Origin of the sequence: Tomitella cavernea (assembly GCF_016599145.1) — a bacterium.
GTDB classification, from domain to species: Bacteria; Actinomycetota; Actinomycetes; order Mycobacteriales; family Mycobacteriaceae; genus Tomitella; species Tomitella cavernae.
This window is the reverse complement of record NZ_JAENKO010000005.1, coordinates 34,438-51,857: the sequence shown is the minus strand read 5'-3', so window position 1 is coordinate 51,857 and position 17,420 is coordinate 34,438. Positions and strand designations below refer to the sequence as shown.

Annotated in this window: 11 protein-coding genes; 6 read left to right on the top strand and 5 right to left on the bottom strand. The window is 71.0% G+C overall.

Translation table 11 applies throughout. The annotated features are described in order from the left end of the window. Positions 1-89: 89 nt before the first annotated feature. On the bottom strand, positions 90-2,999 hold the full coding sequence (locus tag JJ683_RS03630) for a leucine--tRNA ligase (protein WP_307810667.1): 2,910 nt from the start codon (positions 2,997-2,999) through the stop codon (positions 90-92). Positions 3,000-3,152: 153 nt separating this feature from the next. On the opposite strand from JJ683_RS03630, the gene JJ683_RS03625 reads away from it, so the two are divergent. The 3 genes from JJ683_RS03625 (at position 3,153) to JJ683_RS03615 (ending at position 5,761) form a co-directional block, all read left to right on the top strand. Next, entirely contained in the window at positions 3,153-3,560 is a 408-nt protein-coding gene (locus tag JJ683_RS03625; protein WP_200171326.1) for an SdpI family protein, read from the top strand. Positions 3,561-3,603: 43 nt separating this feature from the next. Then, a complete protein-coding gene (locus JJ683_RS03620) occupies positions 3,604-4,593 on the top strand; it encodes a bile acid:sodium symporter family protein (RefSeq protein ID WP_200171325.1) in 990 nt (329 codons plus the stop codon). A 409-nt stretch (positions 4,594-5,002) separates the two neighbouring features. Then, on the top strand, positions 5,003-5,761 hold the full coding sequence (locus JJ683_RS03615) for a hypothetical protein (RefSeq protein ID WP_200171324.1): 759 nt from the start codon (positions 5,003-5,005) through the stop codon (positions 5,759-5,761). Positions 5,762-5,789: 28 nt separating this feature from the next. On the opposite strand, the gene JJ683_RS03610 is transcribed toward JJ683_RS03615, so the two are convergent. The 4 genes from JJ683_RS03610 to JJ683_RS03595 all read right to left on the bottom strand — a co-directional run bounded on the left by JJ683_RS03610 (position 5,790) and on the right by JJ683_RS03595 (position 9,649). Then, complete coding sequence (locus JJ683_RS03610; RefSeq protein ID WP_200171322.1) at positions 5,790-6,395, bottom strand: YqgE/AlgH family protein; 606 nt, start codon at positions 6,393-6,395, stop codon at positions 5,790-5,792. A 66-nt stretch (positions 6,396-6,461) separates the two neighbouring features. Continuing rightward, a complete protein-coding gene (locus JJ683_RS03605; protein ID WP_200171320.1) occupies positions 6,462-7,100 on the bottom strand; it encodes a hypothetical protein in 639 nt (212 codons plus the stop codon). 84 nt (positions 7,101-7,184) lie between these two features. Further along, a complete protein-coding gene (locus tag JJ683_RS03600) occupies positions 7,185-8,081 on the bottom strand; it encodes an NAD-dependent epimerase/dehydratase family protein (RefSeq protein ID WP_200171318.1) in 897 nt (298 codons plus the stop codon). A gap of 116 nt (positions 8,082-8,197) precedes the next feature. Continuing rightward, entirely contained in the window at positions 8,198-9,649 is a 1,452-nt protein-coding gene (locus tag JJ683_RS03595) for a CCA tRNA nucleotidyltransferase (protein ID WP_307810666.1), read from the bottom strand. A gap of 305 nt (positions 9,650-9,954) precedes the next feature. On the opposite strand from JJ683_RS03595, the gene JJ683_RS03590 reads away from it, so the two are divergent. The 3 genes from JJ683_RS03590 to JJ683_RS18870 are packed head-to-tail and all read left to right on the top strand — an operon-like array spanning position 9,955 to position 17,413. After that, entirely contained in the window at positions 9,955-10,569 is a 615-nt protein-coding gene (locus tag JJ683_RS03590) for an NUDIX hydrolase (protein ID WP_200171316.1), read from the top strand. Beyond that, positions 10,566-13,559: a glycoprotein gene (locus JJ683_RS03585; RefSeq protein WP_200171315.1), complete on the top strand. Its 2,994-nt coding sequence runs from the start codon at positions 10,566-10,568 to the stop codon at positions 13,557-13,559. Before JJ683_RS03590 ends, JJ683_RS03585 begins: the two co-directional genes overlap by 4 nt. Before the next feature lie 8 nt (positions 13,560-13,567). Then, on the top strand, positions 13,568-17,413 hold the full coding sequence (locus JJ683_RS18870; protein WP_242474372.1) for a murein biosynthesis integral membrane protein MurJ: 3,846 nt from the start codon (positions 13,568-13,570) through the stop codon (positions 17,411-17,413). Positions 17,414-17,420 lie beyond the last annotated feature (7 nt).

The following is a 17,420-nucleotide window of genomic DNA, read 5'->3' as shown; positions in this document are numbered from 1 at the left end:
GGCCACCGGCTTCGACCAGTGAGCGCGTGCCTGCTCCTTCCAGCCCCGGAAGCGTAGGCACGCGCTCACCCGTCACCGGGCCGGGCGGCCTACTTGACCACGTTGATCATCTTTCCGGGCACCACGATGACCTTCTTGGGGTGCGCGCCGCCCAGCAGTTCGACGACGCGCTCGTCGGCCAGCGCGGCCGCCTCGATGTCGACCTTCGCCATGTCGGCGGGCACGGTGATCCGGCTGCGCACCTTCCCGTTGACCTGGATCGGGTACTCGACGGTGTCCTCCACCAGGTACTTCTCTTCGGCGGTGGGGAAGGGGCCGTGCGCCAGCGAATCACCGTGGCCCAGCAGCGACCACATCTCCTCTGCCAGGTGCGGGGCCACCGGGCCGAGCATGAGCACCAGCGGCTCGACGGCGGCCCGTGGCGCGCCCGCAGGGTAGGCCTTCGTCAGGTGGTTGGTGTACTCGATGAGCTTGGCTACCGCCGTATTGTCGTGCAGCGCCGCGTAGTCCTCGCGCACGCCTGCGATCGCCTTGTGCAGCGCCCGCAGCGTCGCCTCGTCCGGCTCCCCGTCCGTCACCGTGACGGAACCGGATTCTTCGTCGACGACGAGGCGCCACGCGCGCTGCAGGAACCTCTGCGCACCGACCACGTCCTTGGTGGCCCATGCCCGCGACGCGTCGAGCGGCCCCATCGACATCTCGTACACCCGCAGCGTGTCGGCGCCGTACTGCTCGCAGATGTCGTCCGGCGCAACGGAGTTCTTGAGACTCTTGCCCATCTTCCCGTACTCGCGGTGCACCTTCTGCTCCGTGCCGTCCACGCCCACCAGGTAGAAACCGCCGTCACGCTCGACCACGTCGTCGGCGGGCACGTAGATGCCGCGGTCGTCGGTGTAGGCGTAGGCCTGGATGTACCCCTGGTTGAATAGGCGCCGGTACGGCTCCTTCGAGGAGACATGCCCCAGGTCGAAGAGCACCTTGTGCCAGAACCGCGCGTACAGCAGGTGAAGCACGGCGTGCTCGAGCCCGCCCACGTACAGGTCCACGCCGCCCGGGTCGTCCGCGCCGTGCTCGGCGGGCCGGGGCCCCATCCAGTAGCGCTCGTTCTCCGGGTCGCAGAACGCCTCGGTGTTCGTCGGGTCGATGTACCGCAGCTGATACCAGGAGCTTCCGGCCCACTGCGGCATCACGTTGGTGTCGCGACTGTAGTGCCGGAGCCCGTCGCCCAGGTCCAGCTCCACATTCACCCAGTCGACGGCCTTGGCCAGCGGCGGGGACGGCTCCGAGTCGCGGTCGTCCGGGTCGAAGCTCACCGGCTGGTAGTCGGCCACCTCCGGAAGCTCCACCGGCAGCATCGATTCCGGCAGGCCGTGCGCCTCGCCGGCGTCGTCGTAGACCACCGGGAACGGCTCGCCCCAATAGCGTTGCCGCGCGAAGAGCCAGTCGCGCAGCTTGTACGCGGTCGTGCCCGTGCCCTCGCCGTGACCCTCGAGCCACTCGGTGACGGTCCGCTTCGCCTCGTCGACGGCCATGCCGTTGATGTCGAGCCCCTCGCTGTTCGCCGAGTTCACGGCGGTGCCGTCGCCCGCGTAAGCGCTCTCGGCGAGGTCGTGATCGGACGCTACGACCTCGGTGATGGGCAGGCCGAACTCGGTGGCGAACTCCCAGTCGCGCTGGTCGTGCGCGGGCACGGCCATGATGGCGCCGGTGCCGTAGCCGGTGAGGACGTAGTCGGCGATGAAGACGGGCACCTGCGTGCCGTTGACCGGGTTCACCGCGTAGCTGCCGGTGAAGACGCCCGTTTTGTCCTTGTTCTCCTGGCGTTCCAGGTCGGACTTCGAGGCGATGGCGTCGCGGTAGGCCTGCACAGCCTCGGCGGGGGAGCCGGCGCCGCCCGTCCACCGCGGGTCCACCGGCTCGCCGTTCGGCCCCTCCGGCCAGAACGCGGTGGTCAGCTGGTCCACCAGTTCGTGCTCGGGTGCAAGGACCACGTAGGTGGCGCCGAAGAGCGTGTCGGGGCGCGTGGTGAACACCTCGATGGGCTGCTCTGCCACGGAGAACTTGACCGTGGCGCCGTGCGAGCGGCCGATCCAGTTGCGCTGCATCGACTTGACCTGCTCGGACCAGTCGAGCAGCTCCAGGTCGTCGACGAGCCGGTCGGAATAGGCGGTGATCCGCATCATCCACTGGCTCAGCTTCTTACGGAACACGGGGAAGTTGCCGCGGTCGCTGCGCCCGTCCGCGGTGACCTCCTCGTTGGCCAGGACCGTGCCCAGGCCCGGGCACCAGTTCACCAGCGAGTCGGAGCGGTAGACGAGCCGGTGCGCGTCGATGATCTCCGCGCGCTCGGCCGCCGTGAGCGTGGACCAGTCGCGGCCGTCGTCCAGGGTGCGCGCACCGGAGGAGAACTCGGCCTCGAGCTCGGCGATGGGACGGGCCTTCCGCTGCTCGGCGTCGAAGAAGGCGTTGTAGATCTGCAGGAAGATCCACTGCGTCCACTTGTAGAACTCGACGTCCGTCGTGGCGACGCGACGGCGCTCGTCGTGGCCGAGGCCCAGGCGGCGGATCTGGCCCAGGTAGCGCTGGATGTTCTGCTCGGTGGTGGAGCGCGGGTGCGTGCCCGTCTGCACCGCGTACTGCTCGGCAGGCAGCCCGAACGCGTCGAAGCCCATCGTGTGCAGCACGTTGCGGCCGGTCATGCGGTGGAAGCGCGCGTACACGTCGGTGGCGATGAAGCCCAACGGATGGCCCACGTGCAGCCCGGCGCCCGACGGGTAGGGGAACATGTCGAGGACGAACAGCTTGTCATCGGGGACCGCGCCGGCCAGGGGCCCGGTGGGGTTCGGCGCGTAGAAGGTGCCCGCCGACTCCCAGGACCGCTGCCAGCGCTGCTCGATCTCGCCGGCCTTGTGCGCCGTGTAGCGGTGCGGCGGCGCGGCGGCGGGCGCCGACACGGCTTCGGCCGGGGTCGCGGTGCTGCTGGGGGCGGAATCGGTCACGGGCGTCACCATCTACTCGGGGTTCTCGACACGCTGCAGGCTGTCACTGCAGGCACGCTGCATACGCCAGGATAGAGGGTGGGCGCCGGGCGGTTCGGCGGTGCCCGGCGCACCGCATGGGCGGTGGGCGAGCGGTCGGATACCATGAATCGCGTGGTGATCGCTGCAATCGTGTTCCTCGTCTTGGCCGTCGTACTCGGCGCCGTCGCCGCTGCGGCCCTCTCCGGCAGGCTTCCGCGCAACCGGTGGTGGGGCCTGCGCACCGACGCGACCCTGCGGGACGACGCCACCTTCCGCGCCGCCAACCGCGTCGCCGCACCCGCCCAGCTGGGCGCCGCGGCGGTCCTGGTGCTCGGCGCGTGCGGTGGTCTGCTGCTCGGCGACGCCGCCGCGCTGTTCGTCGTCATCGCCGCGCCGGTGGTCGCGGTGGTGCTCACCGCGGTGGGGGCCGGCATTGCGCAGCGGGTCGCGGCGGCCATGCCGCCCGCCGACGGCGGCCCGTGCGGGCACTCCTGCGGCGCGTGCGCCCTGCAGGACTCGTGCGCATCCGCCGTGCACTGATGCTGATCGGCCGCAGATCGCACCGTCCTCGCCGGTCCGCCGTATGAAGCTGCTCAAACGCCTGAACATCGACGGTTTCGTCGCCGCGATCTTCGGCATGGTGATCCTGGCGAGCCTGCTCCCCGCCTCCGGAGCGGGCGCCGAGGTACTCGATTGGGCCGTGAAGATCGCGATAGGCCTGCTGTTCCTGCTCTACGGCGCGCGGCTGTCCCCGCGCGAGGCGCTGGAGGGGTTCACGCACTGGCGGCTGCACCTGACCGTGCTCGCCGTCACCTTCGTGCTGTTCCCATTGATGGGGCTCGCGATGCGGCCGCTGGCGCCCGGCATACTCACCGACGACCTCTACATGGGTCTGCTGTTCCTGTGCCTCGTGCCGTCGACGGTGCAGTCGTCCATCGCGTTCACGTCGATCGCCAAGGGCAATGTGGCGGGTTCCATCGTCAGCGCATCGTTCTCGAACATCATCGGCGTCTTCCTCACGCCCGCGCTGGTGTTGTGGCTGATGGAGACCACCGGGTCCGGCGGTCTCCACGCCGACGCGATCGTCGAGATCATCCTGCAGCTGCTGGTGCCGTTCATCGCCGGTCAGCTGCTGCGGCCCTGGCTGGTGGGTTTCCTGCAGCGGTACTCGGCCCCCATCAAGATCGTCGACCGCGGTTCGATCCTGCTGGTGGTCTACGCCGCCTTCAGCGAGGGGATGAACGCGCACATCTGGTCGTCCACCTCTGCGGCGCAGATCTTCATCGTCGTCGGCCTGTCCTGCGCCATGCTCGCTTTCGTGCTGGGGGTGACCGCTTTCGCGGGACGCGCGATGGGCTTCTCCTGGCCGGACCAGATCGTCATCATCTTCTGCGGTTCCAAGAAGTCGCTGGCGAGCGGCCTGCCGATGGCCACCGTGCTGTTCTCCGGTGGCACGGTGGGCCTGATCGTCCTGCCGCTGATGATCTTCCACCAGATCCAGCTCGTGGTGTGCGCGATGCTCGCACCCAAGTTCGCCGAGAAATCCGACCGTCTGGCCGTGGCCGAAGGATGAGCGTCAGGCGCGCCGACCCGGCGGGAGCCGCCTTCGGCCTGGGCTTCCCTGTCCTCGCCGCCGCGGTCACGGTGGCGCTCACCGCGGTGTGGATCGACCGGCTGCGCGCCTGAGCACCTTGTCGATAGGGGCGGGCGTCCTCACCGGTCTCGTCGTGGGGCTCGCCGGCGTGGCGCTGCTGCGCGACCACCGTCCGCGGATCCCGGCGACCGCACCGCATCCGGCGACACCATCACAGTGACCACCGACCGCGCCGGCGAGTTCGCGGCCGCCGCCAACGCGCTGGCGGACCGCGGCACCCGGAGCTGATCCGCACCGCCCGGCGGGCCTGCCCCCGGCCGGCGCTGGGCCCGTCGGTATCGTTATGCCGTCCGTCACACCGCGGGCGAGTCGAACAGCAGGGGGAACGATGATCACCACCCGGGACGGACGATTCCTCGTCGCAGCCGTATCCGCAGCGTCCACGCTGGCGCTCGCCGGTGCACTCGGCGCGTGCTCGTCGGGTGCGGACGCCGATTCCGGCCCCGCCGGGAGCGCGACCGGCACGGCCGCCACGACCGCGGCCGGGGCGCAGGCCGGTTCCGGGGAGCTGCGTGCGCTTCTGCCGGAGCAGGACGCCTTCGGCGAGGGGTTCGTGGCCGCCCCGGTAACGACCGCCCAGCTGGACGCGACGCTCAGCCAGGTGCGCGACAAGGCGAAGTCGCAGGTGGTGGACCCTGCCGAGTGCAAGGACACCCTCGACCTCACCGCCGGTCTCGACCCCGCGGCCACCGCGATGGTGGCGGCCGGCAACGAGGACCAGGGCACCAAGATCGGCGTGATCGTCTCACGCGACGACCCCTCGCTCGACGCGTTCCGCTCGTCCCTCGATCGATGCGGCCAGGTGACGGTGCAGGTCGACGGCACAGCCACCGACGTCACCACCGAGACCTTCGCGCCCGCCGGTGCGACGGGGGAGGAGCCGCTGGGCATCACCCGCACGCAGTCCGTGGGCGACGCAGGCAACGTCACGACGATCCTCACCGCCGAGGAGGTGGACGGGACCTCGATCCGGGTCATGGTCCACCAGCCGTCCACCGAGGCCTTGCCGCCGGAGGTGCTCGATCACCTCCGGCAGACCGCGGCAACGCTGATGAACGACACCGCCGCGCGCGCCGGGCAGCGGTAGGCCGGCCTCGCCGGGTTCCGGCGAAGTTTCAGTTCCGCTCGACGTCGATGGGGTGCGTCGCGAGCATCGCCCACGGCTGGGGTTGCCGCCGGAGCACGCGCCCCCACAAGTCCACCTGTGGGGGCGCGATGATGTCGCCCGGCCGCGAGGTGAACACCATCCAGTCGTCGCGCAGCAGCTCCCCGTCGAGCTGCCCGAAGGTCCACCCCGAGTAGCCGACGAAGATGCGCGCGCCCTCCACCAGCGGCGCCACGTCGAGCGGTTCCGCCGCGACGTCGATGAGCACCACCCGCCCATCGACCCGGGTGATCCCGTCGACATCGTCGATGCCGGCGCCGCGCCGGAGAACCCCCAGACACAACGCGCCGTCCAGCTTCACCGGGCCGCCCAGGTGGAACACTTTGGCGGGGGAGCAGACCGCGGACCACTCCGGCAGGCCGTCGACCAGCGGCGTCTCGCTGGGACGATTGAGGACCATGCCGAGCGTTCCGCCGTCGTTGTTCTCGATCACGTAGATCACGCTGCGGCGGAAGACCGGCTCCGTCAGATGGGTTCCGGACACGAGCAGGCTTCCCGGGCCCACCTGTGCGACCGGCGATTCCTGGCGTCCCTCTCCATCAGCTGGATACGTCACACTGCCATCTTGGCACTGATCCGCCGCAGCGGCGCGGTGATCCGCGCGCGTGAATCGCACGCGTCCTCAGCGCACGCCGACACCCCAGGAGCCAGTGCCTCCGGAGCCTGCACCGGACACGGCGGCCAGCCCGCTGAGCATCGCCATGGCGGCGGACCCGGAACCCTCCGACAGTGGTGGCGGCGCTGCCGGCGGCGTTATCGCCGGCGCCGCGGTGTCGAGATAGCCGTCGCCGTCGGAGTCCGCGAGCTGCGTGTCCGGAACGCCGTCGCCGTCGGAATCGACGAGAAGTCGACCGTCGTGCTGCCGGCCGGAGCTGCCATCCCCACCGCGGCCTGCGCCGGCACCGGGGTGGTCCGGGCCCCCGGCCGTCCCTACGACGCGGTCCCGCTCGGCCGGCGTCTGCGGTCCGCCGGGCCCTCCGGCCCCGCGCTCCACCGGGATCTCCGTGGCCCAGGTTCCGTCACCCGTGGCGTCGACGAACCACCGTTCACCCCCGCCTGCGCCGTCGGCGACGTCCAGGCAGGTGGTGTCCGCGACCCCGTCCGCGTCCGAATCCCACATGGCGTCGTCGATCAGACCGTCGCCGTCGAAATCCAGCTCCACGGCGTCCACCGTGCCGTCACCGTCCACGTCCAGGCCCGCCGGTGTCGACCATTCCGTGAGCTCGCCGTCCCCCGTACCGAATGCATAGGTGATGTCCACTCACGCCCCCGTCCTCACGCACGCGGCCGGCGATGCCGCACGTCCCCTGCCACTAGGACGTGCCGGAGCGGGAGGTGGTTCCGCTCAGGCCCCGAACGGCTCGGCCTGCGGCTCCCACCCGGTCGCGTCGGTGAAACGCGCACTGGAGACGCGCTGTGAGCGTCCCAGCGGGCCAGCCACCAGGCCGGGGAGTGCATGCAGGTCGTCGCGGCCCACGCGCCGGGCGATCTCGCGACGCCATTCGCCACGGGTGCGCGGCTCCTCGGCCACGTTGTAGAGGCCGGCGGGGGCGTCCAGCGCCGCCACCACGGCGCGACCGACATCCGACAGTGCGATCGAGGACAGGTAGGAGCCGTCTCGCCCGGCCAGCGCGAACCATCCGCGGCGGGCGACCGATTCGATCATCGCCATCATCGGGTCGTCGGCGGGAGCACCGTGCACCTGCCCGAGCCGGAGACTCACCCCCGTCCCGCCGCCCTCCGTGAAGCGGCGCACGTGCGCTTCACCCGCGAGGTTCGCGCGCATCGGGCCGGGCGCCTCGACCGGACTCGACTCGTTCAGCCAGGCGTCCCCGCCATCGCGGTAGATCATGGTGATGGTGTCGTGCACGATCCGGGGGATCCGGAACTGCAGGGCCGCGTCGACCAGCGCCCGCACGCCCCCGTCCCGCACCGCCCGGTACTGCCGTATGGCGCCCGCGTTCCGCAGCGATGTCGGCAGCGCCACACGCATGTCGACCACCGCGTCCGCACCGTCCAGCACGCGGCGCAGGTGCGCTCCGTCCCCTAGCAAGTCGCCGCCGACCCAGCGCACGCCGCCGTCGTCCGAGCGCGGCAATGCGGCCCCGGTCCCCACCCGGCGGCTGTGCGCCTCCACCTCGTAACCGGCGTGTCTGAGCGCCTCGAGCGCCGATCGGCCCGTCGCGCCCGCCGCACCCAGCAGGACGATCCGTCGTGCAGTTCCTTCGGGCGAGTTGCTCATAACCACAGCCTAATGCCGTTCAGAGCCCGCCCGAGACGAAGAACGATCGACGGTGCGGGACACCGCGACCCACTGGGGCCGACCGACCGGACGGTTTCACGTGAAACACGGGGCCGTCAGGTGCGGCGCGCCCACCAGTCGAGCAGCTCGCGTTCCGCTTCGTCCCGGGGGAGCGGGCCGCGCTCCAGCCGCAGCTCCTTGAGGAACCGCCACGCCGCGCCGACCTCCCGGCCGGGTCCGATGCCCAGCAGCTCCATGATCGCGTTTCCATCGAGGTCGGGACGCACCCGCGCGAGATCCTCCGCCTCTGCGATGGCGGCGATCCGGAGTTCCAGATCGTCGTACGTCGCCTGCAGCCGCGCCGCCCGTCGCTTGTTGCGGGTCGTGCAGTCGGCGCGCACGAGCTTGTGCAGGCGCGGCAACAGCACGCCGGCGTCGTTGACGTACCTGCGCACGGCAGAGTCGGTCCACTCGCCACTGCCGTACCCGTGGAAGCGCAGGTGCAGGAAAACGAGCGTCGAGACGTCCTCGATCAGCTTCTTCGAGTACTTCAGCGCGCGCATCCGCTTGCGGGTCATCTTCGCTCCCACCACCTCGTGGTGGTGGAAGCTCACGGCCCCGCCCGGCTCGTTGCGCTTGGTGGCCGGCTTGCCGATGTCATGGAACAAAGCCGCAAGCCGCAGCACGAGGTCCGGATCCCCGTCCTCGAGGTCCATCGCCTGCTGCAGGACGGTGAGGGAGTGCCGGTAGACGTCCTTGTGCTGATGGTGCTCGTCGATCTCCAGCTGCATCGCCGGAACCTCGGGGATCACATACTCGGCCAAGCCCGTGCGGCAGAGCAGGTCGACGCCCTCCACCGCATGCTCACCGAGCATCAGCTTGTCGAGCTCCGCCCGGATCCGTTCGACAGTGATCCGCTCCAGTTGCCCTGCCATGGCCGTCATCGCCTCGATCACCCGGGGCGTCGGCGTGAACCCCAGCTGCGCGACGAAGCGGGCCGCGCGCAGCATCCGCAGAGGATCGTCGTCGAAGGAGTCCTCGGGCCGGGCGGGCGTATCCAGCACGCCGGCGAGCAGCTGGTCGATCCCCCCGAGCGGATCGACGAACTCCAGCGTCCCGTCGCCGTCCACCCGCACCGCCATCGCGTTGACGGTGAAGTCACGCCGGACCAGGTCGTCCTCGAGGCTCTCACCGTACGTGACAGCCGGATTGCGGCTCACACGGTCATACTTGTCCGCGCGGAAAGTGGTCACCTCGATCTGCCAACCTGCGCGGACCGCGCTGATCGTCCCGAACGCGATGCCGGTGTCCCACTGGGCCTCCGCCCAGCCCGACAGGATTTCCTGGACCTGGTCCGGGCGGGCGTCGGTGGTGAAATCGAGGTCCGTGCCCAGCCTGCCCAGCACGGCATCGCGGACACTGCCACCCACCAGGTACAACCGATGTCCGCGCTCGGAGAACCTACCGCCCAATCCGGACAGGGTTTCCGAGAGCGATCGCAGGGTCGCTGTGGCACCGGCAAGCAGCCGCTGCCGGCGTTCGGCCTCGGAACCTCGGGTAGTCGACACGATCGACCATTTTATCGTGGCGGCCATCCGCCATAGTCGACGGCGTCCCCCCACGCCCGAGACCGCCAAGTACGATTGTCTCCGTGTCCCCCGCCGATCACTCCCGCAGCGGGCGTCGTCGCCGACGGCGCCCCGCTCAGCCGGGCAACGGCACACGAAACGGGAGCACACGAAACGGGGGCACCCGCAGCGCGGGAACGCGCAATTCCGGCATCCGGAACAACGGCGCGCGGACGTCGACAGGCGGCGCACGGCAGAGCTCCGGCGGAGGACGCCGTACGGGTGACGGAACCACCGGCCGGCGCATGCACACCGTCCGCGAGACCTCGGCCGGCGGCCTCGTCATCGACGGTTTCGACCGCACCTCCCCAGACGGCTCCGCGTCCGCCGGCGAGCTGCGAGCCGCGCTTATCGGCCGGCTCGACCGCCGCGGCCGCACGCTGTGGTCCATGCCCAAGGGGCACGTCGAGGCCGGCGAGACGGTCGAGCAGACCGCGACGCGCGAGATCGCAGAGGAGACGGGAATCCGCGGCGAGGTGCTCGCGTCACTCGGAAGCATCGACTACTGGTTCGTTTCCGACGGCCGCCGCATCCACAAGACCGTCCATCACTTCCTGCTCCGCTACCAGGGCGGCGAGCTCTCCGATGAGGACTACGAGGTCAGCGAAGTGGAGTGGGTGCCGCTCGGAGAACTCTCCGGGCGGCTCGCCTATGCGGACGAGCGCAAACTCGCCGCCGTGGCCGCCGAGATACTCGGTGAGATGATCTCCGGACCCTCGCCTCGTGACGACGCCAGCGGAGAGGCGGGGGCGCCGCCGCGGCCGCAGCCGGGAGCCGAACCGTCCAAGCGGGCCCGCAGGCGCCGCCGCAACCACCGCGCGATGCTCCCGAAGCCGAGGGGGAAGACCAGCCCCACATGAGGATCCGGACCACCAGGCCGTCCGGCTTCGTGCACGGGGTGCGCCGAGCGGCCGTCGCGGTGGCTGCGGTTTCGCTCGCGTGCGCGCCGGCCGCTCTCGCCGTCGGCGTCGCCGCCCCGGCCGCGCATGCCGAGCCCGTCACCGCGGCGCCCACCCCGGCCACCGAGGCAGCAACACCCACGACATCGCCAGCCAGGACGGCGGCCGCCACGGAGACGACCGGCGTGGAGACGACCGGCGTGGAGACGACCGGCGTGGAGACATCCGCAACGGGGTCACCCACGACGGCCGCGGCCGAAGGCACACCGCCGGGCGACTCCCGCCGCACCGGCATGCCCCGGTTCCTCTCGCTCACGATCACCACCGTCACACCCGAGGTAGTCAGCGACGATCGGTCCACCGGCGGCGCGGCAGGCGACGCCCCAGGGGAAGGGCCCCGTCCGGACGGCCGAGAGGACACCGTCACCGTCACCGGAACCGTCCGTAACGTCGGCGACCGCGATGTGTCCGACGTGGAGGTCCGCCTGCAACGTGCGCCGCGGATAGACGCGGCCGAGGAGGTGCGTTCAGTACTGAGCCTCGACCAGAGCAGCTACGGCACCGTCGGCCTGTTCCACCCGGTGGCCGAGTCGCTCAGCCAAGGCGAATCGGTGGATTTCACGCTGTCGCTCCCGCTCAACGACCCCGCGACACGGTCCCTGGAGATCGCCGAACCGGGCGTGTATCCGCTGCTGGTCAATGTCAACGGGACTCCCGACTACGGCGGGCGCGCCCGGTTGGACGACGCGCGCTTCCTGCTTCCGGTCCTGTCCCTGCCCGCCGGTGCCACCCCCACCGCCACCGCGCGGCAGCAAGGGCCCGTGGCGCCGTCGCCGGTGCCGGTGACCATGCTGTATCCACTGACCGCGGCACCGGAACTCGCGGCCGGCCAACCCGGGCCGGCCCTGGATTCGCCCGCCGCCGTGCGGCTCGTCGACGATTCGCTCCCGCGGTCGCTGGCCGCCGGGGGCAGGCTGCACGGGGTGCTCGCCGCCGCACGCGAGGCGCTCGGCCCGGCCGCGGACCCGCGCGGCGCACTCGGCGCCGGATTGTGCCTCGCCATCGACCCGGACCTGCTCGTCACGGTCGACGCGATGACCCGCGGTTTCGAGGTCTCCAAGGACCCTGCCGACCCGGACTCCGACGCGTCGAGCACGGACGATGCGGAGTCGGAGGGCCAGACCGCGGCCGCAGCGTGGCTCAAGGACCTGCGTGAACTCGCCGCGCAAACATGCACAGTGGCGCTGCCGTACGCGCAGGCCGACCTCGATGCGGTTCGGGATCTGGCGTCCCCGCACATCACCGCGTCGGCTCTCGCTGCTCCCGCCGACATCGTCGACGGCATCCTGGGCGTGAAGTCGGTACGCGATCTCGTGTGGCCTTCGACGGGGCAGGTGGCGCCCGCAACCCTCGCCACCGTCACGCAGGCCCTCGCCCCCGCACCGGAAGAACCCGCCGGCGCCGCCCCGGCGCCCCCCGATCCGGCCGCTCCGCCCGCGGATCAATCCGCCGCGCCCACCGTGCTCATCGCGGACAACACGGTGGAGACCACCGGGGCAGCGAGAATGACGGGTTCCGGCTCGTCTCCCTCGGCGGGCTCCGACACTGCGAACGTCGTACATATCACCACGGCGGAGGCACCCGACGAAGCCGCTGCGACCGGCCACCCGGTGCCCGCGTCGAATCCTGCGCTGCTGTTCGACATGCCCACCAGCGCCGCGCTCGCCGCCGTCGGCACTCGACCGTCCACGCCCGCATTCGTGCCCGAGGACCTCCGATTCAAGATAGCCGACGACTCGCGCACGGCGCGGCTGCAGGATGCCATGGGGGCCGTCGCCTGGCCATTGCTCGAGGCCCGGCGCTCTGCGGTGTCGGCGCTCCGCACAGGCGGCTCCGGGAACGGATCCGCAGGCGGTTCCGGTGCCACCGCGCCGACCGCGCCGCTCGTCGTTGCGCCGCCCCAGGATTGGACAGCCGGCCACGACGAGGCCTCCGCGCTGCTGGGCCTGCTGCAGCGCGCCTACCAGGACGGCCTCGCCGCACCGCGACCCCTGAGTACCGCGCTCGCCGCGGCGGGGGCGCCCGGGGCGCCGTCGGCCGAATTGACCGATCCCAACCCGGGGGGCGGGATTGCGGAGGCCGGCGCGGACGGGTCCAAGTCCGGCACCGGTGCGACGGGCGGAGCAGGCTTCGGTTTCACGTGGAACACCGGCCGATCTGTGTCGGACTCGCTGATCGAGAGTCTCCGCGGCCAGCTCGCCCGGTTGGGAACCTTGCGCGGAATGCTCGCCGGCAACGGCCCGGACGGTGAAACCCCGGAGCACTACATCACGCCCCTGTACCGAGACGTGCTGCGGGCGGTGAGCACGTGGGGACGCGGCGGCACCGGAACATCCGACGCGCGCGCCGCGGCGGAGGACCGGACCGCGGCGCTCACCGCGTCATTGACCGACCAGTTCGACGCGGTCACCGTCGTGGCACCGGGCTCCGTCTACACGCTCGCCTCGTCGCAGAGCCCTCTGCTCGTCGTCGCGAAGAACGACCTGGCGATGCCGGTGAACGCGAGCTTGCGGATCCGCGCCCCCGAGGGCGTGCAGATCGGCCAGGCGGACGACTACGTCATACCAGCACGCGGAAGCCGACAGATCCAGGTCCCAGCGCAGATCGAGTTCAGCCGGCAGATGGACCTGCGCGTGCAGCTCCTCGCGCCCGATTCCACTCCGATCGGTGAGCAGATCCACATTTCGTTGCATTCGAACGCGTACGGCATGGTGATACCCGTGCTGACCGGCATCTCCGGCGCGCTGCTGCTGTTCCTCGCGGGCCGCCGGGGATGGCATCGGTTGCGCGGACAACACGACCGGGCCGACGATCGTGCGAGCGAACGCGGGCCCGTCCTCGAGCAGTACCGGCGCGACGAAGCGCATCCGGGCCCGGAAGACGAAGGTTGAGAAGCCAGATGACCGACGCCCACCGCCACCACGAAGACGGTAGCGACGCCGGGGTGCGCAGCACTCCCGGCGCGGGACCGGACACGTCCGGCACCCGCAGCGGAGGCTCCCGGCCCAGCGTCCTCGCATCCACCGGGTCAATGGCCATCGCCACCCTGATCAGCCGCATCACCGGGTTCTTCAAGGTGCTGCTCACCGCGGCGGTCCTCGGCCCCGCCATGGCGAGCGCCTTCACCGTCTCCAACACGCTGCCGAACCTGGTGTCCGAGCTGGTGCTCGGTGCGGTGCTCACCGCCATCGTCATCCCCGTGCTGGTCCGCGCCGAACGCGAGGACGCCGACGGCGGCGCCGCGTTCATGCGAAGACTCTTCACGGTGGCGATGACGATCTTCGGCATCGCCACCGTGGTCTCCGTCGCGGCCGCGCCGTGGTTGTCGCAGCTCATGGTGGGCGACGACTCCGAGGTGAACCTGGGGCTGTCCACCGCCTTCGCCTACCTGCTGCTGCCGCAGATCATCTTCTACGGTGCCGGCGGGCTACTCACCGCGATCCTCAACACCCGGAGCGTGTTCAAGCCAGGCGCGTGGGCCCCGGTGGCCAACAACGTCGTGGCGATCACGGTGCTGGTGCTCTTCGCGGTGATGCCCGGCGAGATCACCCTCAACCCGGTGGACATGGGCACCCCCAAGCTGCTCGTGCTGGGCATCGGCACCTCCCTGGGCGTGCTGTGCCAGGCGGCGGTGCTCGTCCCCGCGATCCGCCGGCAACGGATCGACCTGCGTCCGCTCTGGGGCATCGACCCGCGGCTCAAGAAGTTCGCAGGCATGGCCGTGGCCATCATCGTGTACGTCGCGATCAGCCAGGTGGGGATGGTCATCACCACGCGGATCGCCGCCGACGCCGACGCGGCCGGCCCGGCCATCTACAACTTCGTCTGGCTGCTGCTCCAGGTTCCCTACGGCATCCTCGGCGTCACGCTGCTCACCGCGGTGATGCCGCAGCTGAGCCGCAACGCGGCCGCCGGCGACAACCGGGCCGTCGTCGACGATCTCACGATGTCGACCAAGCTGACGATGCTCGCCCTGCTGCCCGTCGTCATGTTCTTCACCTTCGACGGGCCGGGTATCGGCCGGGCACTGTTCAACTACGGCGCGTTCGGCGGGGACTCGGCGACGCTGCTGGGCATCACCCTGTCCGCATCCGCGTTCACGCTTATCCCGTACGCCATGGTGCTGCTGCAGCTGCGCGTGTTCTACGCGCGCGAAGAGGCCTGGACGCCGACCTTCATCATCATCGGCATCATGGCGGTGAAGACGGCGCTGTCGCTGTTCGCGCCCGTGCTCGTCGCTCCGGAACACGTCGTCATCGCGCTCGGCACCGCCAACGGGCTCGGCTTCGTCGCAGGCGTCGTCGTCGGCGGCTACCTGCTGCGCCGGAGCCTCGGGCACCTCAACCTCGCCTCCATCCTGCACGACTCGATGCGTATCCTTTTCGCATCCGCCGTCGGCGTGGCCGCGATGCTGATTCTGGAGCTGCTCACCGGGTTGCACGAGATCGCCGGCCGCGGGCGCGGGCTGGTGTCCGTAATGGCCGTCAGCGTCGACGGCGTCGTCATGCTCACGGTGACGGTCCTGGTCCTGTCCCGCATGCGCATACCCATGGTCGACCAGGTGGGCCGGTCCCTGGCGCGCGTGCTGGTGCGGGTACTGCCGGGGGCCGTGACACCCGCGCGCCTGCGTCGGGCGGCCGCCGCAGACACCGCCGTCCCGGAAGGTCGCCCGCACGACGGGCCCGCGCAGTATCGGGAGGACTTCGACGGCACGCGGGGCGGCGACGGCCCCGCCGGCGCGCTACCCCCGGGCGGTGCGGGGGCACGCGGCGGCCGGTACGTTCCGCCCCCGGGACACGGCCCCCTCCTTCCGGAGGACCCGTACGCCGGGGACCCGGTGCGATCGCGGCGGCCCGTGCCGCGCGAACCGCTGTTCAGCGGGCCCGGACAACCGCTTCCGGACCTGTTCGTCCCGTACTCTGGATTCGACACGACCACCTACGACCCGTTGCTGCCACGGGTCGATGCCGCCCTGAGGAAGTTGCAAGTGACAGAGACGCACGCCGCGGCGCAGCGCGCCGGATCCGGCAGCCCCCAGCGCGGACCGCGACTGATCCCCGGCGCGATGGTCGCCGGCGGAAGGTACCGGCTACTCGTACGTCACGGCGGCACGAGGGGGCTGCAGTTCTGGAAGGCGCTCGACACCCGACTGGACCGCGAGGTCGCGCTCACCTTCATCGATCCCGACGGGGCTCGCACCGGCACAGACCCGTCCACCGACCCGGACAGCATCCTCACCCGCACGTTGCGGCTCGGCAAGATCAACGCCCCCGGCCTGGCGCGCGTTCTCGACGTCGTCCGCAGCGTCTCCGGCGGCATCGTCGTCTCCGAATGGACCGACGGCAGCCCGCTCAGCGAGGTCGCCGCCACCGATCCGCCGCCGGACGGCGCCGCGCGGGCGGTGGCCGTCCTCGCCTCGGCCGCCGAGCAGGCGCACCGGGCGGGCGCCGAGATGTGCATCGACCACCCCGACCGCATCCGCATCACGCCCGACGGCGCCGCGGTCCTCGCTTTCCCTGCCACGCTGCCCGGCGTCGACCATGCCGAGGACGTCCACGGGCTCGGCGCCACGTTGTACGCGCTGCTCACGAACGAGTGGCCGGCCTCCAAGGACGACCCGGCCGGCGAGGTCGGGGGGTTCCGTACTGCCCTGCTCGGCGCGCAGGGCCTGCCCACCGAGCCGCATGTCGTGCGCACGGACATCCCGTTCGAGATCTCGGCGGTGGCGATGCGCGCCATCCAAGGCAACAGCGGCATTCGCACCGCCGCGACTGTCCAGCACGTGCTCGAGCAGGCCGCCAACGCGCCCACACCGCCGCCGCCCGGCCGGCGGTTCGCCAGGACCGACCGGGGCGCCAGGGGAGAAGGACGCCCCGTCGACGCGCCCGTCGCACCCGAGGACGGGAGGTTTGCGGGACACGCAGGGGAGACGGAACACGCGGCCGCGGCGCCGGACCGCCCGCGCAGCCCGGACGCACCGCACCGCACATCCGACGAACACACCGGGCGGATACCCGCGGGCGGCGGACAGTCGCCGCCCCGGCGCACGACCGCGCGCCCGCGTTCCCTGTTGCTCGACGACGGCCCCAAGGGACCGTCCCGCAGGACGATGTCCACCGTGCTGGTGGCGCTCGCGGTCGCCGTGATCGCCGTCGTCATCTTCGTAATGGTGCAGGTGGGCGACGTCTTCGGCGGGGGCAGCGACGCGCCGTTGACGCAACAGAACATCGGGCTCAATCCGACGACGACGGCCGCGAGCACCACCGAGCAAGCGCCCGCCCCGCCGCCACCGCCGGCCAGTGTCACCGCGAAACCCGTCAATATCGCCGTCTACTCGCCGCAGGGCGTCCCGGACGATCCGCGCGGCGCGCCGCTCGCCATCGACGGCGACCCGGGCACACAATGGTCGACAGACCAGTATTTCCAGCAGCTGCCCGCCCTCAAGAACGGTGTGGGGCTCATGGCCGAGTTCGACAGGCCGGTCAAAGTCATGAAGGTCGGCATCGACTCACCCACCCCGGGCACCCACGTCGAGATCCGGACCGCCCCAGGGCCGAACGCGTCGATCGCGCAGACACGGCTTATCGCGTCGGGCCAGCTCGGTGGCGGGCACACCGAGATCGCGGTGGATCCGCCCACCGACCAGGCGTCCACGCACGTGCTCGTGTGGCTGACCGAGCTGGGGCCCGCGGGTTCGCGCTTCCAGTCCAAGATCACCGAGGTCCAGTTCACCGTCGCGGAATAGTGACGGT